Origin of the sequence: Gordoniibacillus kamchatkensis (genome assembly GCF_000829455.1) — a bacterium.
GTDB lineage: Bacteria > Bacillota > Bacilli > Paenibacillales > NBRC-103111 > Gordoniibacillus > Gordoniibacillus kamchatkensis.
On sequence record NZ_JXAK01000057.1, the window covers coordinates 1 to 21,934 of the forward strand.

19 protein-coding genes, 1 other RNA gene and 3 pseudogenes are annotated in these 21,934 nt (G+C 57.8%); 8 read left to right on the top strand and 15 right to left on the bottom strand.

Annotated features, from left to right (window positions below):
• The 5 genes and pseudogenes from SD70_RS25425 to queF all read right to left on the bottom strand — a co-directional run.
• Positions 1-256 (bottom strand): annotated as a pseudogene (locus tag SD70_RS25425) (L,D-transpeptidase family protein); the annotation flags it as partial.
• Positions 257-375: 119 nt separating this feature from the next.
• The gene (locus SD70_RS25430) at positions 376-1,107 is read right to left on the bottom strand and encodes an HD-GYP domain-containing protein (protein ID WP_052487876.1); all 732 of its coding nucleotides are present in this window, start codon (positions 1,105-1,107) and stop codon (positions 376-378) included.
• A gap of 531 nt (positions 1,108-1,638) precedes the next feature.
• Positions 1,639-1,875 (bottom strand): ferredoxin, encoded by a 237-nt coding sequence (locus tag SD70_RS25440; protein WP_041050866.1) that lies wholly within the window; start codon positions 1,873-1,875, stop codon positions 1,639-1,641.
• Positions 1,876-2,002: 127 nt separating this feature from the next.
• Positions 2,003-3,301, bottom strand: a complete 1,299-nt coding sequence (locus SD70_RS25445) for a DNA polymerase IV (protein ID WP_041050868.1) — start codon at positions 3,299-3,301, stop codon at positions 2,003-2,005.
• Positions 3,285-3,644 carry a preQ(1) synthase gene (queF, locus tag SD70_RS25450; RefSeq protein ID WP_041050870.1) on the bottom strand — a complete coding sequence of 120 codons (360 nt, stop codon included), beginning with the start codon at positions 3,642-3,644 and terminating at the stop codon, positions 3,285-3,287. Before queF ends, SD70_RS25445 begins: the two co-directional genes overlap by 17 nt.
• 168 nt (positions 3,645-3,812) lie before the next feature.
• On the opposite strand from queF, the gene cimA reads away from it, so the two are divergent.
• The gene (gene cimA, locus SD70_RS25455; protein ID WP_041050872.1) at positions 3,813-5,429 is read left to right on the top strand and encodes a citramalate synthase; all 1,617 of its coding nucleotides are present in this window, start codon (positions 3,813-3,815) and stop codon (positions 5,427-5,429) included.
• 189 nt (positions 5,430-5,618) lie between these two features.
• Here the strand turns inward: cimA and SD70_RS25460 are convergent, their stop codons facing one another.
• On the bottom strand, positions 5,619-6,155 hold the full coding sequence (locus tag SD70_RS25460; protein WP_041050874.1) for a redoxin domain-containing protein: 537 nt from the start codon (positions 6,153-6,155) through the stop codon (positions 5,619-5,621).
• Positions 6,156-6,507: 352 nt separating this feature from the next.
• Between SD70_RS25460 and SD70_RS40500 the strand changes: the two are divergent.
• From SD70_RS40500 to SD70_RS25470, 3 genes and pseudogenes are all read left to right on the top strand, one after another.
• Positions 6,508-6,945 (top strand): annotated as a pseudogene (locus tag SD70_RS40500) (MFS transporter); the annotation flags it as partial.
• 5 nt (positions 6,946-6,950) lie between these two features.
• The gene (locus SD70_RS40505; protein WP_394298015.1) at positions 6,951-7,613 is read left to right on the top strand and encodes an MFS transporter; all 663 of its coding nucleotides are present in this window, start codon (positions 6,951-6,953) and stop codon (positions 7,611-7,613) included.
• A gap of 41 nt (positions 7,614-7,654) precedes the next feature.
• Positions 7,655-8,110 carry a Mov34/MPN/PAD-1 family protein gene (locus SD70_RS25470; RefSeq protein ID WP_041050876.1) on the top strand — a complete coding sequence of 152 codons (456 nt, stop codon included), beginning with the start codon at positions 7,655-7,657 and terminating at the stop codon, positions 8,108-8,110.
• A gap of 517 nt (positions 8,111-8,627) precedes the next feature.
• Here the strand turns inward: SD70_RS25470 and SD70_RS25475 are convergent.
• Genes SD70_RS25475 through SD70_RS25485 form a run of 3 tightly spaced genes read right to left on the bottom strand, consistent with a single transcriptional unit; the run spans position 8,628 to position 11,902 of the window.
• Entirely contained in the window at positions 8,628-9,365 is a 738-nt protein-coding gene (locus SD70_RS25475; protein ID WP_041050878.1) for an exonuclease domain-containing protein, read from the bottom strand.
• Positions 9,362-10,435 carry a DUF294 nucleotidyltransferase-like domain-containing protein gene (locus SD70_RS25480; RefSeq protein ID WP_041050880.1) on the bottom strand — a complete coding sequence of 358 codons (1,074 nt, stop codon included), beginning with the start codon at positions 10,433-10,435 and terminating at the stop codon, positions 9,362-9,364. Before SD70_RS25480 ends, SD70_RS25475 begins: the two co-directional genes overlap by 4 nt.
• A 57-nt stretch (positions 10,436-10,492) precedes the next feature.
• The gene (locus SD70_RS25485; protein ID WP_041050881.1) at positions 10,493-11,902 is read right to left on the bottom strand and encodes an ammonium transporter; all 1,410 of its coding nucleotides are present in this window, start codon (positions 11,900-11,902) and stop codon (positions 10,493-10,495) included.
• Between the two features lie 331 nt (positions 11,903-12,233).
• Between SD70_RS25485 and SD70_RS25490 the strand changes: the two genes are divergently transcribed.
• Complete coding sequence (locus SD70_RS25490) at positions 12,234-12,671, top strand: MerR family transcriptional regulator (RefSeq protein WP_041050883.1); 438 nt, start codon at positions 12,234-12,236, stop codon at positions 12,669-12,671.
• Positions 12,672-12,687: 16 nt separating this feature from the next.
• The gene (locus SD70_RS25495; RefSeq protein ID WP_041050885.1) at positions 12,688-13,374 is read left to right on the top strand and encodes a zinc metallopeptidase; all 687 of its coding nucleotides are present in this window, start codon (positions 12,688-12,690) and stop codon (positions 13,372-13,374) included.
• Between the two features lie 63 nt (positions 13,375-13,437).
• On the opposite strand, the gene SD70_RS25500 is transcribed toward SD70_RS25495, so the two are convergent.
• Positions 13,438-14,337, bottom strand: coding sequence for a LysR family transcriptional regulator (locus tag SD70_RS25500; protein ID WP_041050887.1), 900 nt, complete (start codon positions 14,335-14,337; stop codon positions 13,438-13,440).
• Positions 14,338-14,466: 129 nt separating this feature from the next.
• Here SD70_RS25500 and tpx point away from each other — a divergent pair, with 129 nt between their 5' ends.
• Complete coding sequence (gene tpx / locus SD70_RS25505) at positions 14,467-14,985, top strand: thiol peroxidase (protein ID WP_041050889.1); 519 nt, start codon at positions 14,467-14,469, stop codon at positions 14,983-14,985.
• A gap of 207 nt (positions 14,986-15,192) precedes the next feature.
• Here the strand turns inward: tpx and SD70_RS25510 are convergent.
• The 3 genes and pseudogenes from SD70_RS25510 to SD70_RS25520 form a co-directional block, all read right to left on the bottom strand.
• A pseudogene (locus SD70_RS25510) lies at positions 15,193-15,581 on the bottom strand (DUF1499 domain-containing protein).
• A gap of 107 nt (positions 15,582-15,688) precedes the next feature.
• Positions 15,689-17,050, bottom strand: a complete 1,362-nt coding sequence (locus tag SD70_RS25515) for an Nramp family divalent metal transporter (protein ID WP_041050890.1) — start codon at positions 17,048-17,050, stop codon at positions 15,689-15,691.
• Positions 17,051-17,377: 327 nt separating this feature from the next.
• A complete protein-coding gene (locus SD70_RS25520) occupies positions 17,378-18,562 on the bottom strand; it encodes an ROK family transcriptional regulator (protein ID WP_197081179.1) in 1,185 nt (394 codons plus the stop codon).
• 122 nt (positions 18,563-18,684) lie between these two features.
• On the opposite strand from SD70_RS25520, the gene xylB reads away from it, so the two are divergent.
• Positions 18,685-20,220, top strand: a complete 1,536-nt coding sequence (xylB, locus tag SD70_RS25525) for a xylulokinase (RefSeq protein WP_041050892.1) — start codon at positions 18,685-18,687, stop codon at positions 20,218-20,220.
• Positions 20,221-20,931: 711 nt separating this feature from the next.
• On the opposite strand, the gene fsa is transcribed toward xylB, so the two are convergent.
• Together fsa and ssrS are read right to left on the bottom strand one after the other, a co-directional pair.
• Positions 20,932-21,588 (bottom strand): fructose-6-phosphate aldolase, encoded by a 657-nt coding sequence (gene fsa / locus SD70_RS25530; RefSeq protein WP_041050893.1) that lies wholly within the window; start codon positions 21,586-21,588, stop codon positions 20,932-20,934.
• A 154-nt stretch (positions 21,589-21,742) separates the two neighbouring features.
• A non-coding RNA gene (gene ssrS / locus SD70_RS35315) (6S RNA) lies at positions 21,743-21,926 on the bottom strand.
• Between the last annotated feature and the right edge of the window lie 8 nt (positions 21,927-21,934).

The window sequence follows — 21,934 nt, forward strand, 5'->3', positions numbered from 1 at the left end:
GCGCCAGGCGGCGCCGCTTGTGCCGCGGCCGGGGCGCCGGCGCGTCAGCGGCCTCGTCCGGCCGCTTCAGCTGCTCCGCGGCGACGCTCGGCTTGCGCTTCTCGAACGCCTCGTATACTTCGCCGGCCTGAGCGAAGCAGTACTCCGCTTTGCCGTGCTTGCCTTGCGCCGCGTACTCGCGCCCGAGCAAGTACCACGCCATTTTCTGGTCCGGATGCTCGCGTATAAATTTTTTCAAATAAAGGGGATCGTCGATCGGACTTCGGCTGAAAAACTCCTTCACCTGCCGTTCCGTCTGCTTCGGCTCCACACGGTCCACCCTTTCCCGCTTCCGCGTCGTTCCAAAGGTGTTATCGGCAGATCGGGGTTCTTTGTTTACGTCGCGTCTTTATACTCCAACACGGACCGACTCCGCAAGTAGTTCCGCTCTGCCATAACCGCCGCAAACGCCTGCACCGCCTGCCGGTCAAAATGGGTGTCCTGGCAGCGGAGCAGCTCCTGCACGCCGTCGTAATAGCTCCGCCCTTTTGCATACGGGCGGTCGGTCGTCATCGCGTCGAAAGCGTCGGCGACCGCCGTAATTCGGGCGAAGAAAGGTATCGCCTCGCCCTTTAGGCCGTCCGGATAGCCGGAGCCGTCCATTTTCTCATGATGGTGCTTGGCGACGAGCGAAGCCGACACGTGCTCGCCCTCCGCTTCCATTTTGGATAAAATGCGCGCGCCGATCGTCGTATGCGATATCATGACGGAGAATTCCTCGTCATCGAGACTGTCGGCTTTCAGCAGCACCCGGTCGGGAACGCCGATTTTGCCGATATCGTGCATGAGCGCAGCGTGATGAAACTGCCTGCACTGCACTTCCGGCACGCCCAGCTGGCGGGCGATCCAAAGCGAGTAAAGAGCAACCCGGGAAGAATGTCCGGCGGTGTACGGATCGCGCGAGTCGAGCGCGACGATCAGCGTCTGGATGGCGGTCATCGTAAACGGCAGCTTGCCGGAGCCGGTGTCGGACTGCAGCTCCAGCGCCGATTCGAGCAGCAGCGTCAGCTCGATGTTGCGCTGCTCCAAATGGCGGATCTGTTCCTTAAGTCGGTTCACTTCAGACATGATGACTCCCCCGTATGTATGAAACCTTGAAGCCGTCCCCAAGGTTTGAATCGGATGTGCTGACCGGCAGCAACCGCTGCTTCGCCCGCAAGACGACAGTCCGGGCATCGCTTGCCCATTGCACGTCAAGCCCGATTTCCTCGGCAAACAAGCACACCGAAACATGCGCCAAGCCGCCCGGTCCGTATGAAAAGCTTCTTTCGAAGCCTTTTCGATGACGAGCGGCCGCGTTTAGCGGAAGCTTTTCATGCCGTAAAAAATGTTTTTCTGTTCGCTTCTTTAACGGTTCAAAAGAGCGTGGCGCAAATCGCCGTCCTTCTAAATGCCCGCCGGACGGACGAGGCCCGGAAACACTTCGGCCGTCGTTTGCCATTCCCTGCCTGAAGAACTAGCTTCATTGTAAAATGGCACGGCGAGTATGGCAATTGTTGATTGCTCCAAAATTCTACAATTTACACCACACATAGACGAAAAAGGCCTGACTCCGAGCGCCCCGAGGGCGGCCGAATCAGGCCTTTTGCCTTACCATCATTATTTATTGAACGGAGCGTCCGCCACTTTGATCGAATCGGTCGGGCAGCCATCCTGCGCATCTTGCAGATCGTCATACAAGTCTTCCGGAATTTCAGTTACGCCGTGGTTGCCGTCGCCGTCGTAAATGACTTCGGCAATGCCTTCGTCGTCGTAGTCGTAAATGTCGGGAGCCGTAGCGCCGCAAGCGCCGCATGCGATGCAGGTTTCTTTATCCACCCAGGTATACTTGGCCATCTTGAATACTCCTCCTCTGATTATCCTCATTCGTAACTATAATATAAATCAATTGAAACTTCAATGAATACGGCGATCGAGAATTGTTCTCAAATGCGCGCTGCCATTGGTCTGGCGGCGATTTCATCTAACTCTCGCCTTCTTCCAATCCCCGCTCCTTGAGGTGATCCATCTGCAGCGACGTCCCCCGCTCTTTATGATTGCGGATGAGCGCCGACGGATCGTCCGTCAGCATGCCCGCCGTCACAATCGAGCTTTCCCCGAACTTGTCGCGGATACGGTCCATCGCTTCGTTCAGCCGTTCCTTCTTCGGCTCGCGCTCAAATGTAAACAGATCGAGCTGCAGCGCCGACTCGGCCTTCGGCTGCAAATTTTGCAGCGTAATGCCGAGCAGCCGCACCGGCTTCGCTTCGGGCCAATGCGCGTCAAACAGGCGGCATGCCTCGCGGTACACGTCGTCGTGGCTTTCGGTAGGCTGCGGCAGCGTCGCCGACCGCGTGTACGTCTTCATCGACGGCTCGCGAACGGTGATTTGCACGACGCGCGCGACGAGACCTTGCCGGCGCAGCCGCCGGCACGTCTGGTCGGCGAGATTCAAAAAGACGCGGCGGATATCGTCCCGGTCCGTAAAATCGCGAGGCAGCGTCGTCGTATGCCCGATCGATTTGCTGCGCTCCTGTTCCGGGTTGACCGGACTGTCGTCGATACCGTTCGCCGCCCGTTTCAGCCACGCTCCGTACACGCCGAACCGCTCCGTAAGCAGACGCTCGTCGGCTGCGGCCAGCTGGCCAAGCGTAAAAATTTGCAGCCGCTGCAGCTTTTCCGCCGTCTTCCTGCCGATGCCGAACATCGTGTTGCACGGCTGATGCCACAGCACGCCAGGCACGTCGCGCAGCCGCAGCACGTTGATCGCATCCGGCTTGCGCATATCGGAAGCGACCTTGGCCAGCAGCTTGTTCGGAGCGACGCCGATCGAGCACGGCAGCCCCAGCTCGACGCGGATCCGTTCCTGAATGAGGCCGGCGATCTCCAGCGGCGTTCCGAACTGCTTCGAACCGGTAATGTCGACGTAGCATTCGTCGATCGAAACCGCCTCGACGAGAGGCGAGTACTGGTACGCAATCTGCATGAAGCGCCGCGAGAACGTCCGATACAAGTCAAAATCCGGCCGGATGAGCTGCAGCTCGGGACACAGCTTCAGCGCCTCGCGTACCTGCATCCCGGTCTTTACCCCGCGCGCCCTTGCGGCATACGAGGAAGTGACGACGATGCCGCGCCGCAGCTCCACGCTGCCGGCGACGGCGATCGGCTTGCCCTTGTACTTTTCCGGCTCGACAGCCTCGTGCACGGAGCAATAAAATGCGTTCATGTCAATGTGCAGAATGACCCTGCCGTTTTTCGGATATTGGTCACTTACCTGCTTCATACTCGGCGCGAACCGTGGTATAAATGCCGCCGCGCACGTTGAATTTGCCGACTACCTGAAGCTTGCGGGGCTGAATGTAAGCCACGAAATCTTTCAGAATGCGGTTGGTCACGTCTTCGTGGAAATGGCCTTCGTCGCGGAAGCTCCACAAATACAGCTTGAGCGATTTAAGCTCACAAATATAAGGTCCCGGAACGTACTTGAACGTAATCGTGGCAAAATCCGGCTGGCCGGTCACCGGGCACAGCGCGGTAAATTCCGGGCATTCGATTTCAACTTCGTAATCGCGGTCCGGATGCGGGTTCGGCACCGGATCGAGCGTTTTTGACGGTTTGGTACTCATCAAGCAGACACCTCCAAATAAGATCAAGGAAAAGACCACTATCAGCATAATAGACGCCGCATATCCGGTCAAGCGCAGCAAGCTGCATTTTTTGCAAACAAACCGTTCCAGCCGCCAAATTTGTGCTATAATCAGAAAATATACTTACTCCGAAAGGATCGAAGAAAGATGGCAAACTCGGTTAAAATATTCGACACCACGCTTCGAGACGGTACGCAGGGCGAAGGCGTCAGCCTGTCCGTAGAGGACAAGCTGAAAATCGCGCAGAAGCTCGACGCCCTCGGCGTTCATTATATTGAAGGCGGCTGGCCGGGCAGCAACGGCAAGGACATCGAATTTTTTCACCGGGTGAAGGAGCTCAAGCTGGCCCATGCCAAAGTGACGGCTTTCGGCTCTACGCGGCGGAAGGACACGAAGGCCGAGGACGACCCGAACTTAAACAAAATATTGGAATCCGGAGTCAAAGTGGCCACCATCTTCGGCAAGTCGTGGGACTTCCACGTCCATAAGGCGATCCAGACGACGCTGGAAGAAAATTTGGCTATGATCTACGACTCCGTCCGTTTTTTGAAAAACAGCGGCCTTGAGGTCATTTACGACGCCGAGCATTTTTTCGACGGCTACAAAAACAATCCCGACTATGCACTGCAAACGATCCGCCAGGCGGAAGCGGCCGGCGCCGACTGGATCGTGCTGTGCGATACGAACGGCGGCTCGCTGCCGGGCGAGATCGGCGACATCGTCGCCGAGGTGGTGCGGGAGGTATCGCGCCCGATCGGCATTCACGCGCATAACGACTGCGAGCTTGGCGTCGCCAACTCGCTCGCGGCGGTCGCCGCGGGAGCGCGGCAAGTCCAGGGCACGATCAACGGCTACGGCGAGCGCTGCGGCAATGCCAACCTGTGCTCCGTCATCCCGAACCTGCAGCTGAAGATGGGATTCTCATGCATCGCCGACGAGCAGCTTGCCGCTCTGACGCCTGTTGCCCGCTATGTGAGCGAGATCGCCAACATGCATATGCCTGTCGGCCAGCCTTTTGTCGGCAACGCGGCTTTCGCCCACAAAGGCGGCATTCACGTGTCCGCGATTTTGCGTCATCCGAAAACGTACGAGCACATCGCGCCGGAGCTCGTCGGCAACAAGCAGCGCGTGCTCGTCTCCGAGCTGGCCGGGCAAAGCAACCTGATCGTCAAGGCGGAAGAGCTCAAGCTCGACTTCGACAAAAACAATCCGAAAGTGAAGTCGGTCATCGAGCGCGTCAAGGAGCTGGAGCATCAAGGCTACCAGTTCGAAGGCGCCGACGCCTCGCTCGAACTGCTGCTGCGCGAAGCGCTCGAAGGCCTGGAGGAAGTGTTTACGCTCGAATCGTTCAAAATCATCGTCGAGAAATCGGCCGGACGCGCCGTCGTCACCGAGGCGATCGTTAAAGTCAAGGTGCACGGCGAGACGATGTTTACCGCAGCCGAAGGCAACGGTCCCGTCAACGCCCTCGACGTCGCCCTGCGCAAAGCGCTCATGCCTTATTATCCGGACATTCAGCAAGTGCATCTGACCGATTACAAAGTGCGCGTCTTCGACGAGAAAGACACAACGGCGGCGAAAGTGCGCGTCCTGATCGAAACGGCAGACCTGGAAACTTCGTGGAACACCGTCGGCGTCTCGGAAAACATTATCGAAGCGAGCTGGAACGCGCTCGCCGATTCGATCCGATATGCGCTCATCGGCCGTACTCGTGTCGAACACAAGGAGCAGCAGCCGGAACGGCTCGGACTGGTGAACCATTAAACAAGAGGCAAAAAAGCTTCCGGCCTGACGAAATCGTCGGCCGGAAGCTTTTTTCACTCCTCAGAATGTATAAGCTGCGCCTATCCCGTCTGACTCCGCTACTAGGCATAACGGCGAGCAATGTACCGTGCGTCCCACAGCCAGCTTAACGCCGGAAAACGCGCTCGTCCACAAGGCGGCTTAAACCGATTATCCTTGCTTCAGCAAAGCGTTCAGCTTCTTCTCCCACTCGGCCGTCGTAAGCACGTTGACGACTTCGCGCACGGTTCCGGTCCGGTCGATCAAATAGCTCGTCGGGATGAAGACGAATTTGTACTTGTCCGCCACTGCGCCGTCTTTATCGAGCAAAATCGGGAACGTCAAGCGATAGTCGCTTACGAATTGGCGCACGTCGGCGAGCTTGTCGCTTTGCGTCAAATTGATCCCGTAAAAATCGACCCTGTCTTTGTACCGGTCGTACAGGTCGGCCAAATCCGGCGCTTCCTGTTTGCAAGGCGGACACCACGTCGCCCAGAAATTCAGCACGAGCGGCTTGTCGCGGGCGCCGCCGACCTGATACGTGTTGCCGTCTAGGGCGGAGAGCGCGAAAGCCGGAGCGGAATAGTTGGCTTTGGAAGCTTGTTCCCCTGCGGTCACCGGCTCTTTCCGGGCGCCGGCTATATTTTGGTAAATGGCGAATCCGATCAAAATCGCCAGCACGGCGAGTACAGCGGCATTTCTCTTCACTCTCGATTCACTCCTTCTCTCCATATTATCTCCAATCCGCGCAAAATTCCAACATCTCTCGGCAAGAGCAGGGAATGCCGCCATCCCCGTTCGGACAAAGTAACAAAAGACTCGCTGAGAGAAGGAGAGCGTTATGGAGAAAACGAAATCGAGAAAGCTGCAGATTTGGTTCGACAGCGACATCGTGAGTGACCATGAGAAAAGCGCATCGCCTTCCCGCAAACGACAAGGCGGCGGCAAAAGCAAAGACAACAGCAAGGGCAAGACCGGGTTCTGGATGTATGTCGCCATCGCCTCCGTCCCGATGGTGCTCGTGCTCGGCAATTCCATGCTGGTCCCGATCTTGCCGCAAATGAAAACCGAGCTGGGCATCACCCGCTTCCAAAGCTCGCTCGTCATTACCCTCTTTTCGCTGACGGCTGGAATTCTCATTCCTCTCGCCGGCTTTTTATCGGACCGTTACTCGCGGAAAGCCGTCATGATTCCGGCGCTTATCATTTACGGCGCCGCGGGCGTGCTGGCGGGCTTCGGCGCGATTTGGCATTCGTACACAATCATCATTATCAGCAGAGCCCTGCAAGGCGTCGGCGCTGCCGGTACGTCGTCGATCGCGATGGCGCTCGTCGGCGATTTATATAACGGCGGAACGGAAAGCAAAGTGCTCGGCATTACCGAGGCCTCGAACGGCTTCGGCAAAGTGATCAGCCCGATCATCGGCTCCTTGTTCGCTCTTATCGTCTGGTTTGCGCCTTTTTTGCGTTTCCGGTATTTTGCTTGCTTTCGCTGCTATGCGTCATGTTTATTATCAAGGAGCCGAAGAAGACGAAGGAGCCGCCGCAAATCGGCAAATATATGGCGGACATCGGGACCATCCTCAAAAAGAAAGGGCGCTGGCTCATTCCGGCGTTTTTTTCCGGCTCGCTGGCGCTGTTCAACTTGTTTGGCGTCTTGTTTTACTTGTCGGATACGCTGGAGGAAGCGCCTTACAGCATTGACGGCGTCGTCAAAGGTCTCGTGCTGGCGATTCCGCTTCTGGCCATGGTCGTCACTTCTTATACGACGGGGGCGCTCATCAAGAAAAACGGCACGCTGATCCGCTGGCTCATCAATATCGGCTTTGTGCTGCTGTCCGTGACGCTCGCATTGTGCATTTTTTTCTACGCCAGCTTGTATTTGTTTATCGGCTTGCTGACGATCGGCGCAATCGGGACGGGCCTCATTTTGCCGTGCCTCAACACGATGATCACCGGTTCCGTGCAAAAAGAGCAGCGGGGCATGATTACGTCGATTTACAACAGCTTGCGGTACATCGGCGTAGCGCTCGGACCGCCGCTGTTCGGCTATTTGATGAAAATATCGAACGAGATCGTCTTCATCGTCGTCACCGCGCTGGCTGTCATCGCGCTCGCGCTTGTGTTTTTCCTGATCAAGCCGAAAGGCAAGCTGGAATCCGCCTGACGCCTCCTTTATAATGAAAGCCGAAAGGGGGCGGCCAGGCCATGCCGGTCACTATGTGCAGAGAATTGAGGCAGCGCCTTTCCGATTATTGCCTGTCCGTATATCCGCTGGAAGCGTGCGGGTTCGTGACAGGTGATTATATTCGGGAGACGGACGAGCTGATCGCGGACGACTTCATCCCCATACGCAACGATTCCGGGTCGCCGGAACGGCATTTCGAGATGAACCGCAGCGAGCTGGCGAAGCTCCTTGCTTCGCAGCCGTACCAACGGCTGCTCGGCATTTTTCATAGCCACCCGCGCACTGCGCCTATCCCGTCCGCGGCAGATTTGCAAACTTCCTGGTACTCGCTTCCAAGCTATTGGATCGTATCGCTGCAAGATGCGGATCATCCGACTCTCGCCGTTTACCGTCTGGCTCGCCAAAGCGACGGAACTTTAGCGCCCAAGCTGCTGCCGGTCAGGCCCCCGGATGGCGGGGCAGGATTGGGAGCATGATGCTGTCGTGAGAAATAACGTTGGTGGAACCGCAAAACGCACCGATCCCGCGCATCGCTCGGATTGGTGCGTTTTTGTTGGCAGGGGCAACGATAACAGCGAGACCGTCTAGTTAGCGGCATGATACGGTGTTGGTGATGGGATTGCCTTGAGGCATTCAATGGCGTGTCAGCGTTCCCTTGCTGCAAAATCGCTTCTGCAATTGCTTTACAATCAACTGCAGTGGCCTCATTCCGCAAGTCCGTTTCCGCAGTTGCTCTAAAGGCAATTGGACTAGCCCCCTCCTCGCTCCCCCACCGGATAATCGCTTGTGCAATTACCTTACGAGCAACTACAGAGGCATCCTCCCGCAAATCCGCTTCCCCAGTTGCTTTGAAGGCAATTGCACTAGCCCCCCCCTCGCTCCCCCACCGCATAATCGCTTGTGCAATTGCTGTCGGATAACACCGAAGCAGCGGATCCCCCTCCCGTGGCAGCGCAAAGAAGACCTTGCGTGACGCAAGGTCTTCCCTAGTCCCTAGTGATGACGGCTCAGTTGCTCATACAAATCGCCTAGCGTGTCAATGTGCCGTGCCTTGATTTCGGCCATGAGCTCCGTCCACAGACGGGCGGTCATAAGCGCGTCCTCAAGCGCATGATGGCGCTGCGTAACCGGTATCCCGAATTCGTGCAGCAGCGTATCGAGGTCGTAATGGCGCCGCCGCGGCAGCAGCCACTTGGCGATCATCATCGTATCCAGGACGCGGTGGTTCAAGCTGACGCGGGACGTTTTCCACAGAGCCGCATTGAGGAAGCCTTTGTCGTGCGCAGCGCCGTGCGCAATCAGCGCCTTTTGCTGCACGAACGACAAAAAACGCTGCAGCACGTCCATCAGCTCCGGCGCCCCGCCAGCCTGCCCGTTCGTAATGCCCGTCAGCTCCGAAATATGCGGCGGAATGTCGCGCTTCGGATTGACCAGGCTGTAAAACGTACTCTCCGGTGCCATCTCGCCGCCGACCGTCGCAACGCCTCCGAACGAAATGATTTCGTCCCCGTTGTACGGGGCAAAGCCGGTCGTTTCCAAATCGAATACGACGGCTTCCATGTCCTGCAGCGGAATGTCGTGCAGCGCCTCTTTGCGCTGCTCCTTCATCATTTGCCGGATAAAAGCCATTTGCTGGGCGCTTTGCGGATCGAACATCGAAGTGAGCGCCGGGGTGATGCCTCCCATTTTGTATAGCCGCCACATGCGGCCTGCAGGATGCATAGGTTTCATTGTCGTTCACCCTTCACAGCATGCGTTACATAGCGCTGCAATTTGCGCCCCAGGCGCAAGCAAAATTTCAGCTCCTGCCTCACCTGCCTGGTCAGCGCTTCGGGCTGCAGCTTGCCCCTGGTCGTATACAGCTCCCCCTCCATTTGATACGGCGTCATGGCGCGCAGCTTCAAAACCGTCTTCATCGCCTGCCGCAATTCGCCGGCAAACGGCGCCGCGATCGCCCCTGCGCGCTCGAGTCCATCCAGTCTTTCGAGCGTCGACGCGGCGCCGATTCCGGCCAATTCGGCAAGCAGCCGGATGCCGTTAACGAGCGGAATGTAGACGCCATATTTAATATCGATACCGCCGGCATCTTCGCCGTACCGTTCGGTGATCAGCCCTCCGAACACGTTCAACTGCACTTTATGATGGAGCGTGTTGCGAAGCATCGCCTGCAGCACGTCCGGATGGCTTTTGACGAAATTGAGTTGTGTCTGCCGGAGCCGCTCGACAAGCGATTCATCGCCATAGACGCAGCGAATGTCCGAAAAAATGAGCAAGTAGCGGATGTTCTCCCACACCGGCTCCTCCATCCAGCTCTCCACCATGCGTGCGTACTCGGCCAAAGGTTTCCTCCACAGCGCATTTCCGGCCAGCACCTGCCCCGTGCACGGAGCGTACCCGAGGTGCTCCAGACCAGCGTGAATGTCGCCGGCAAGCTGCTCGAAATAACGAGCGGCGTGCTCGGCTTCCTCCTCGCAGCTCGGATTGTCATAGACGAGCCCGTTATCCTGGTCGCTCCACAGCGTTTGCTCGCTGCGTCCACCGCTGCCGTACAGCACGAACGCATAGCCTGGCTGCGGCGCCGCAAGCCCGCGCTGCGCCGCAGCTGCCTCCGCGAGCTGCACGGTGCGGCGAATGAGCGCGTCGTGCAGCCGGTTCAATCCGACGTGATAATCCATAAAATCGGCGAAAAGGAGCGGATCACGGTACGTCTCGTGAGCCTGCTCCCGGATCGCCCGCAGCGACGGCAAATCGTTCGCCTGCGAGATTTGCTCCTGAACCTGGTCCCATGAGAGGTGTACCATGATGCATCTCCTTCGCACGTCTGTTTTTGCTTTTACCCCATTGTAGCCGCTCGACCGTTATGCCGTCACGTTGCTTTGCCCTTGCAGCTTCTTCATTTGTTCCGGATAGCCGTAGGAGCCGTGCTCGGACAAGTCGAGACCGACGATTTCCTCTTCTTCCGTAACCCGCAGGCCGATCGTCGCCTTCAAAATGCCAAGAATGATAAAGGACAAGACGAAGACGAACACGAAAGCGCCTGCGACGCCGAGCGCTTGCACGCCAAGCTGATGAAAGCCGCCGCCGTAAAACAGGCCCGCACCGCCGACCGGCGTACCGCCGCCGGCTCTTGTGGCCAATTCCGAAGTAGCGAAAAATCCTGTGGACAGCGTTCCCCAAATGCCGGCGATGCCGTGTACCGAGAAAGCATAAACCGGATCGTCGAGCCCCCATTTCTCAAACCATTGCGCCGTAAAGAAGGTGATGATGCCGGCCAGCGCGCCGATAACGATGGCGGCCCAAGGCTCGACGAACGCGCAAGCTGCCGTAATGGCGACGAGCGCCGCCAATACGCCGTTCAGCATGCTCGGAATATCCGCCTTGCCGAAGTACATCCACGATACGATCATGGCTGCCACGCCGCCTGCCGCTGCAGCCATATTCGTCGTGAGCGCGATGTAGCCGAAGAAGCCGTCGTTCATTGCGCTAAGCGTAGAACCGGGGTTGAACCCGAACCAGCCGATCCACAAAATGATGACGCCGAGTACGGACAGCACCTGGTTGTGGCCGGGTATGAGGTTCGGCGTGCCGTCTTTGTTGAACTTGCCGATACGCGGCTTCAGCAGCAGCGTGGCGACGAGAGCCGCGGTAGCGCCCTGCAGGTGAACGACCGTCGAACCGGCGAAATCCTGCATCCCGATCTGTGCCAGCCAGCCGCCGCCCCATACCCAGTGAGCTACGATCGGATAAATGAGCACCGTGAACAGAACGCCGAAAATGAAGTACACCGGCAGCTTGCCGCGTTCCGCGAAGCCGCCCCACGCAATCGCAAGCGAGACGCCGGCGAACGCGAGCTGGAACAAAAACTTGATGCTGATCGGAACGTCGGAGCCGGCAAGCGAGCTGAACGCCGCCTTTGCCTGGTCTTCAAGCCCGGTGAGCACGAACCCGGTCGTACCGAAAAACGGATTGCCGTTGCCGAAGGCAAGGCCGAAGCCGAGCGCCCAGAACGCCAGCGCGCAAATGCCGAACGTCAAAATCGTTTTGCCGGCGACGTGGCCCGCATTTTTCATCCGCGTCGAACCTGCTTCCAGCAAGGCGAAACCGGCTTGCATGAAAATGACCAGTATTGCCGCTAACATGACCCATACGGCATCGACCGCCGCCTGAAGCTGTCCCGGTTCCGGCGGCTTCGGATCGTCAGCGAACGCCAAAGCCGCCGGCATGAGCAGCAGTAGAGCACCAACCGCAAGCAGAACTTTCTTAACCATAGTACCACTTCCCTTGTCTAATGTAATATTTTATAACACATTGTGAAATTCTTAGTGTCATTATATAGGGGATATTCCGTTTTGACAATACACTTTCCTCCACTTTTTCATGAAAATACGAAATATAACCTAACATGAATCTCGCGAAATTCGGATTCCCCTGTCCATGCAAAGCAATCCTTCGCTGTTTCATAATGAAAACCTGACATAAGGGTCTTCCCCTCCTTTTTCAACCGCAATTAGGCGGCAATGGCAAAGCGCAACGTTTGACTGTACGCTTTGCAATCAAGTATCATGAAAATAACGAATTCTGGCGAAGTGAGGGATGGCAATGGGAGACAAGAAGCTTTATAAAATCGGAGAGCTTGCCCATCTGGCCGGCGTCAGCTCGCGCACGATCGACTACTATACGAAGCTTGGACTCATCGGGCCCGAGAAGCGCTCCGACACGAATTACCGTCTATATTCGGATGAAACTTTGCTGCGGCTCAAACGTATTGAAAGCATGAAACGGGAAAAATACTCCCTGGAAGAAATCAAGAGCTCTCTGCGGGAGTGGGGCCGCGTCAGCCACAGCGAGCGCGTGACAGATAAACTGACATCGCTTCATCTGCATCTGGAGCAGCTGCAGAAAGAAGCGAAGGAACTCGGTCCGATGCTCGAACGGATGAGACCGAACCAGCACAAAAAGCTGCTGAAAATGTTGACGCCCGCCACCGCCGCCTGCATTGAGGCGCTCCTGCTGCTTCTGGGAAACAGCCAAAGCTAAGGAGGAACCGAACCGCATGTTTTTTCACCCGATGGATTTTTTGATCCTGATCGCTTTCGCAGTGTCGATGTGGGCGTCTTTCCGCGTGCGCGGCACGTTCGGCACATGGGCGCAAGTACAAGCTCGTTCCCATATGACCGGTGCCGAAGCGGCCCGCCGCATGCTGGATGCGAACGGACTGTACGACGTCGCAGTAGAACCGGTGGAGGGGACGCTGACGGACCATTACGATCCGACCAGCCGGACGGTGCGCCTGTCCGAGCCCGTATACTACGACAGCTCGATTTCGGCGATTTCCGTCGCTTGCCACGAAGTCGGCCACGCTATTCAACATAAAGCGCATTATCCGATGCTGGCCCTTCGCCACGCCATGTTCCCGGCGGTCAATTTCGCCTCCGGCGTAGCGCCGCTCTTGCTGCTGGCGGGCTTCATCTTCCAGCAGCTGCCGATCTTGCTGCTGCTCGGCATTTTGTTTTTCGCCGGGGCGGTCGCGTTCCAGATCGTCACGCTGCCGGTCGAATTCAACGCGAGCTCCCGGGCCCGCAAGCTGATGGCCCAATACGGGTTCATCGCCTCCGACGAGGAGCGCGGCGTCGCCAAAGTGCTTAACGCAGCGGCGCTCACCTACGTCGCCGCAGCGCTCATCTCCGTGCTGCAGCTGCTGAAGTACATCATGATCTTCAATCAACGCAACGACGATTAATCGTTAAAGCAAAAAGGTTCCCTCGCACGCTTGGGCGAGGGAACCTTTTTGCATACTATTCGGCTATGGTTTGAGCTCGCCTTGCACGAACTCGATAAGGAAGCGGCGGAACACCTCGGCGACGGGTGGAAGCCTCTCGCCGGCGCGCTGAATGAGCCCGACGGTGCGGGTGACGCGCGGCTCGGTGACGCGCACTTTCGTCGGCTGCATCAATCCGTTGTCGGCCAGCGCCATTTCCGGCAGCAGGCTGACGCCCATGCCCGCAGCGACAAGGCCGCGGATCGCGTCCGTCTCTTCGCCTTCAAAGCCGATGCGCGGCGTGAATCCGGCGCGTCGGCAAGCTTCCAGAACGATGGTGCGCAGCGAATACTCCTCGCTGAACATGACGAACAGCTCGTCCTTCAGCTGTTCAAGCCGGATTGATTGATATTCCGACAATATGTGATGCGGCGGCAAAATCGCGTACAGCTCTTCGGTAAGCAGCAGATCGCCGGCGACGTGCTCGTGCTTTTCCGGGAACGGCGAAATGAACGCAAGGTCGATTTCGCCCTTCGTCACGTCGCGGATCAGACTGTTGTAAGTCCCTTGCCGGAGCTTGAACTTGACGTTCGGATGGTCTTTGCGGAACGCCGCTACCGCCGTCGGCAGTAAATGCAGCACGACGCTGTGCGGGAAGCCGATGCGAATTTCCCCCGCCTCCGGATCGAGAAATTCGTGAATTTCGCTCACCGCCCGCTCGAGATCCGTCAATATGCGTTCCGTCCGGCTTAAAAACAAGTGGCCGACGCTCGTGAGGTGAAGATTTCGCCCCTTCTGGACGAACAGGTTGACGCCGAGCTCTTCCTCCAGAAGCTTTATTTGCCGCGAGACGGCCGACTGCGCCACCCGCAGCTCCTCGGCTGCTTGCGTCATATGCTGTTTGCGCGCCACTTTCACGAAATATTGCAGTTGTCGCAGTTCCACGGCGGCCTCCACGTGATACTTTTTTATTAGATTGCCCTTTCTGTCCGATTGGACAACGGAATAGGCGGGCGATTATAATGAGGGGAGGGTTTACCACGAATCCATAGTTATCTAAAGGAGGATTTTCCCATGGCACAAGAACGCACAGGCGTTGCCACACTGAAAGGCAATCCGATCACGCTCGTAGGCCCGGAACTGAAAGTTGGTGACGCAGCGCCGGACTTCAAAGTAAACAAAGACCTGATGACTGAAGTTTCGCTCGGCGATTACGCCGGCAAAGTGAAGCTCATCTCCGTCGTCCCGTCTCTCGACACGGGCGTTTGCGACGCACAAACCCGCCGCTTCAACGAAGAAGCAGCCAAGCTCGGCGATAACGTCGTCGTGCTGACGATCTCCGTCGATTTGCCGTTCGCGCAAGCCCGCTGGTGCGGCGCCGCAGGCATCGATAAAGTCATCACGCTGTCCGACTACAAAACGAAATCGTTCGGCCAAGCATACGGCGTGCTGATCAAAGAGCTTCAGCTCGATATGCGCTCCATCTTCGTAGTCGACGCCAATAACAAAATTACATATGTCGAGTATTTGAAGGAAATGACCGAGCACCCGAACTACGAAGCCGCAGTCGCCGCTGTAAAGGCGCTGCTGTAAACGGCATATCAAGGATAAACGGCTTACGCCGTCCTTCGGGACGCGCGCGTTTACCGGCGTTAAGCTGGGCTGTGAGACGCCCTGCACGCTGCTCACCGTTACAACTCCAGCTTAACGCCTAGTAGCGGAATCAGCCCAGGTGTAGGCACAACTTATACTTTCTGATGGAGCGATAGAAAAACAGCGAGATCAATCTCGCTGTTTTTTTTAATTGCTGATTTTATGAGCGGCCAGTTTTTTGTCCAGCGCCCCGTATATATCGAGAATGGTTCTATAATTGGAGCCCAAATCGCCGAGCGAACCGCGCGACGCGGAGTACACATCGATTGCGCTGTGCATCGGATTGATGCCGAACAACGTTAAGGTTACGTCTTGGGTACGGCCGAAAAGCGTCCGTTTCTCGACGACGATTTCCCCGACGTTCTTTACCTCGTGCAGAAGCTTGTAGCCGGGCAATTTTTTCAGCAGCGTGATCGTTTCGTCCCACAGCTTCTCTTTCGGCAAATTGTAGTGCCGCGTTTTGAGCGCCGGGTCTCGCGCTTTTTCACCGGTCGATTCGAGCTGCGCACAATGCCGATAAGCGTTCGTTTGAGCAAAAGCTTTTCCCCCTTAGCGAACTTGCAGCACGCTCTATCTAACGCACTATTCTTAATATTACCATTGTTTGTGCCCAAGCAAAAGGGGGAACATGCGCTCCGTTTCGTTACAGCAGATCGCTGACGGTGGAGTAGAGCAAGTAGGCGTTCAAGACCGCGATCAGCACGGCGACGATCCAGGCGAGAATTGCCATCCAGCGCGGCGCCACGAGCTCTCCCATTTTACGGCGGTCGGAGCTGAATTTCACGAGCGGGATGACGGCGAACGACAGCTGCAGCGACAAAATGACTTGGCTGAGAATAAGCAGATTCGTCGTGCCCTTCTCCCCGTAAACGATCGAGACGACGACGGCCGGCACGATGGCGATGAGACGCGTAATCATGCGCCGCAGCCACGGCTTCATGCGGATGTTGAGGAAGCCTTCCATCACGATTTGCCCGGCCAGTGTCCCTGTCAGCGTAGAGTTTTGGCCGGAGGCGAGCAGCGCGACGCCGAACAAAATGCCGGCGCCGGCAGTGCCCAGCGTCGTCCCGAGCAGGCGGTAAGCTTCCTGGATTTCGCCGACCTCCTGGCCGAGCGTATGGAACGCCGAAGCGGCCAAAATAAGGATGGCGGCGTTAATGAACAAGGCCATCATGAGCGCTACCGTAGAGTCGATAGTCGCAAACCGGATCGCCGCGCGCTTTCCTTCCAATGTGCGCTCATAGTTCCGCGTCTGCACGATCGAAGAATGCAGGTATAGGTTGTGCGGCATGACCGTCGCGCCGAGAATGCCTAGCGCGATGTACAGCATCGACGGATTCGTGACGATTTGCGCCGACGGCACGAAGCCTTTCATGACCGCCCCGATTTCCGGCTTCGACATCATCAGCTCGATGGCGAAGCAGACGCCGATGACGGTAATGAGACTGATCACGAACGCTTCCATGTAGCGGAAGCCTTTTTTCTGCAGCATCAAAATAAGCAGGACGTCGAACGCCGTGAGCAGTATGCCCCACGTAATGGGCAAGCCGAACAGCAAATTGAGCGCGATCGCCGAGCCGATCACCTCGGCCAAATCGCAGGCGGCGATGGCCAGCTCGCAAATGATCCATAACCCGAATGCCACCGGCTTGCTGTAATGATCGCGGCACGCCTGCGCCAAATCACGGCCCGTTGCGATGCCGAGCCGGCTGGACAAAGCCTGCAGCAAAATCGCCATCAAGTTGGAAATGAGAATGACGGATAAGAGCGTATAACCGAATTGAGAGCCGCCGGCCAAATCCGTCGCCCAGTTGCCGGGATCCATATAACCGACGGCGACGAGATAGCCGGGACCGAAGAAGGCGAGCAGCTTCCGCAGGAAGCTGCCTTTCTTCGGCACCGCGAGCGAGCCGTTCACTTCCGGCAAGCTCAGCGTTCCCGCATTTTGCCTCCATGCCGGGCCATGCCCCGCGGCGGCTTTTTGTTCTTGAACAGCTGCTTCCATCGCACACCCTTCTTTCTTAAGCGGAATTAAAACGTATCAAGCTTTTCTTTTGTCCAATAGTGTTGCTCTAGGGCAACTTTTTGACGTAACTAAACGGCCGTGAACCATTTTCTATCCCTATTATAACACTACGATATGCACTTCATCAACAATTGTGTGCATGAGGAACAAAATTATTTTTGCACAATACTTTTTCCCTGGGGAAACTTTCATTATGCAAGGCTGTTGCTTCGCAGCGCGGCGACCGGCCGGGCAATAGCAAACCTGTCTTCGTTGCCATTGCCGCCGGCACTTTCAAGCTCTAGCTTCGCCTGCAGTGATGACGATTTATACGCCGGTCGCCGCGGCCGATGCCGATGCACCCGGCTTCTCCAACAGCTCGCGCAGCACGTAGGCGATCGCCCCTTGCGCTGTCGCCGTCTCGCCGAGCTCGGAAAAGCGGATCGGCACCTCGAACGCCGGAATGTACGGGAACCGCGCCCGGATCGTTGCTTCCATTTTCGGCAGCAGCCAGTCGCGGTAACGGGAAATGGCGCCTCCGACGACGATCATTTGCGGGTTGAGAGTATGAATCATGTTGCCGATGCCGATGCCGAGATAAACGCCCGTTCGCTCCAAAGCCGCAAGCGCCGACGCTTCTCCGCTCGCAGCGCGCTCTGCTATGGCGCTCCCGAGCGGAGGGTCGTAAGCCAGGCCCAGCGCTTCGGCAAGAGCTTGCTCCGAGGCGTAAGTTTCCCAGCAGCCGCGGTTGCCGCACGAACAGGGGCGGCCGTTCAGCTCGATCGTCGTATGCCCCACCTCGCCGGCATAGCCCCCGGCGCCGCGATACAGCTCGCCTCCGACGATATAACCGGCACCGATTCCGGCGCTGACGCTGACATACAGCAGCTCGGTAGCGTGCTGCGCCGCGCCGACGTCATGCTCGGCCAACGCCGCCAGGTTCGCCTCGTTCTCGACGATGACAGGCACCCCCAGCGCCTCGGCAAGCCGCTCTCGCCAGTCGAGCAGACGCCAATCGTGCGCCGGAACGAACAAAATGCGGCCGCTCGGCTGTTCGACGAGGCCGGCGATACCGACGCCGACGCCGACGACGCCAAGCGGGCTGTCCGGCAGCTCGGAGCGCAGCTCGCGCATGAGCGCGATGAGCTGCGACAGCGTCCGCTCCGGGTCGGACGGGGCGTCCAGCTTGCGGCTCAGCTCGCGCAAGGCGTTGCCGCGCAAGTCGGCAACAATGGCCAGCAAGTCGTTGCGGCGCACATCGAGGCCGATCACGTAACCCGCTTCGGCATCGATTTGCAGCAGCACCGGCTTGCGTCCGCCGCTGGAAGCGCCGATGCCGGTTTCGGCCACGAGCCGCTGGCCGATAAGCTCCTCTACAAGCGCCGAGACGGTCGCCCGGGTCAAATGCGTCCTTTTTGCGAGATCGGCGCGCGAAATTGGCGCGTGTCGCCGGATGAGCCGCAGCAGCGTAGATTTGTTCAACGTTTTCAGCAGCGAGCTGTCGCCGGTCATCGGTTCTTTTTCATGTTCGAGCTCCGTTCGGGAAGGAATTTGCCGATGCTTATGGAATAAGTATATTATCATCTTTGTATATTTAATAAACAAAGTAAAGAGCGAATGGAGCGTGCCCAATCATGAAGCATTATGTAGGCATCGATATCGGCACATCTGCAGTCAAATGTATTGTAGTGGATGAGCAAGGCGCCGTCAAAGGTAGCCACAGCGCCGAATACCCGCTGCTGCAGCCGCACCCGGGCTGGGCCGAGCAGCATCCCGAACAGTGGTGGAATAGCTCGGCCGCCTGTATCGCGGCGCTGCTGGCCAAAACCGGGCTGAGCGGCGAACACATCGCCGCAGTCGGCCTGTCCGGCCAAATGCACGGCTCGGTGTTTCTCGACGAAGCGCTGCAGGTCATCAGGCCCGCGCTGCTTTGGTGCGATCAGCGCACCGGCACGCAGACGGCGGAAATCGAGCGCGTCATCGGCCCGGACCGGCTCGGCCGATTGACCGGCAACCGCGCACTGACGGGATTTACTGCGCCGAAGGTGCTGTGGCTGCGCGACGAAGAACCGCACCATTACGCTCGAGTCCGCCATCTGCTGCTGCCTAAAGACTACGTCAGACTGCAATTGACAGGCGAGCTCGGCATGGACGTAGCCGATGCCAGCGGCACGCTGCTGCTCGACGTCGAAAGCAGGCGCTGGTCGAAGGAGGTGACGGAGCTGCTCGGCATCCCGCTTTCGTGGCTGCCGCCGCTGCATGAAAGCAGCGACATAGCCGGCCGCATTACTGCCAAAGCGGCAGCGGCCACCGGCCTCGCCGCGGGCACGCCGGTTGTCGCCGGAGGCGGCGACCAAGCGTGCGGCGCCGTCGGCGTCGGCGTCGTGCGCCGCGGCATCGCCTCCGTCGCGCTCGGCACGTCGGGCGTCGTCTTCGTCCACGACGACGCCTATACGGCCGACGCCGCGTACCGTCTCCATTCGTTTTGCCACGGCGTGCCGGGCAAATGGCACCGGATGGGCGTCATGCTCGCCGCCGGCGGCTCCTTCCAATGGTGGCGCAACCATTTTGCCCACGAAGAGCTGGCCCGTGCCGCAGCGGAAGGACGGGACGTTTACGACTTGCTCACCTCGGCCGCCGCGGCCGCTCCGCTCGGCAGCGAAGGCTTGCTGTTTTTGCCTTATTTGACCGGAGAGCGGACGCCGCATCCCGACCCGGAGGCGCGAGGCGGCTTTATCGGCCTCAATCTGCGCCATACGAAAGCGCACTTGACCAGAGCCGTCATCGAAGGCATCACCTTCGGGCTCCGCGATTCGCTCGAGCTCATTCGCGCTTCCGGCGTCGCGGTCAGCGAGCTTCGCCTGAACGGCGGCGGCGCTCGCAGCCCGTTCTGGCGGCAGCTGATTGCCGACGTATTCGGCATTCCGGTCGTGACCGTCAACTCGACGGACGGCCCGGCTTACGGCGCCGCCGTGATGGCTGCCTCCGGCGCAAGCGGCCGTTCCATTCCCGAGCTGTGCGAGGCCTGGATTCGGGTCGTCACCCGCGAGGAACCGATCGCCGCGAACAGTGCCGCGTACGAGCCGTACTACGAGACGTACCGCAGCCTGTATCCGGCGCTGCAAACCGCGATGCATACGCTGAGCGGGCTGGCGCAGCAAGGGCAGTAAGCGGAGTTGCAGGGATAGGCGGCTTACGACGCCTGCATTCACTGCAGTTGGAAGCTTACGTCGTCCCTTCTGGCGTCCGCGTTCACTGCGGTGGACTCTTACGTCGTCCTTTCTGGCGTCCGCGTTCATTGCAGTGGAAGCTTACGTCGTCCTTTCTGGCGTCCGCGTTCACTGAAGTGGAAGCTTACGCTGTCCTTTCTGGCGTCCGCGTTCACTGCTGTGAAATCAGGTAAGTATAAAGCTATCAGACAGCTCCGAATGGCGGAATAAAGTCCATAGTCGCTAAAAAGAGACTCGACGGACGCTGAATTTGGGCCAAAATGGATTAACCGGCCGTCAGCGCCTCGAAGGGCTTTTCATGCGAATTTTCGTCTCTATATTGAGAACAATCGGTCCTTGTACGTTCATTCCGTCAAATCGGCGCCTAATAGCGTCCCCAAAGACGCTGCATAACGAACCGGTTCTTTAAACTGCTCGTCCCGCCTGTTCACCGGCAAACCCGCCCGCCGATCCACCAGCCACCCTTCCCGCCGCTCCACCGGCCAGCCTGCACGCCAATCCTACAAATTGGCAGATAATCTGCCATCTGGTCCATTTCAACATAGCATGGACCATTGCGTAAGCCGACGCTTTTCCAGCCGCAAAAAGAACCCGACATTCGGCGCGATGCCGTCTGTCGGGTTCTTTTTCAAGCTTGCCGTGCCGTTAAGGTTAAAACGTCTTCTGCCCGGCGCCCTCCCAATCGGCGAGAAAGCGCTGAATGCCGGCGTCGGTTAGCGGGTGCTTCATCATCGACTCGATCACCTTGTACGGCACCGTGGCGATATCCGCACCGAGCTTCGCCGCTTCGATGACGTGGGTTGAGTGGCGCACGCTCGCCGATATGATTTCGGACTTGATGTCGTGCATGCGGAAAATTTGCACGATCTCCTCGATCAGATTCATGCCGATCATATTGATGTCGTCGAGCCGCCCGATGAACGGCGACACGTACGTCGCTCCCGCCCGCGCCGCGAGCAGCGCCTGCGGCGAGCTGAAAATGAGCGTAACGTTCGTCTTGATGCCCATCTCGGTAAACCGCTTGGTCGCCTTCAGTCCATCGGCGGTCATCGGCACTTTAATGACGATGCCCGGGCCGAGCGAAGCCAGCTTTTTGCCTTGCTCCACCATTTCGTCGGCGTCCAGCGAAATCACTTCGGCGCTGATCGGCAAATCGCCGACGATCGCACTGATTTCCTTAACGGTTTCGAAAAAATCGCGCCCTTCTTTCGCAATAAGCGAAGGATTCGTCGTAACCCCGGCAATAACGCCGAGTTCATGCGCTTTGCGGATTTCTTCCACGTTTGCGGTATCGATAAACAGTTTCATGTGCGCCTCTCCCTGCTTCCATATTTTTTCTCCCGACCTCATCGTAAAAAAAGTACACGCCGAAGTCAACAGCGACGCCAAAACGCCCGCTGACTTTAGCATGTACGAAACAAAAATAAAAAAATCGGGGCTCTCCCCGATTGTAAGTAAAAAAATAAAACCCGCCTATGCCGTCCGGTCTTTATGTTTCGAAACCTGCATAGCAGGTGGGTGTCCGCAGCAGCGCTTTTGAAGTCCCTTTTCGAGGGCATGACAGCCGCGCTGCAATGTAGAACTCCCTGGAAACATAATCAAAGGTTTCAAACACGATAAAACCGAAACGAACATCGCAGGATTTGTAACCTTA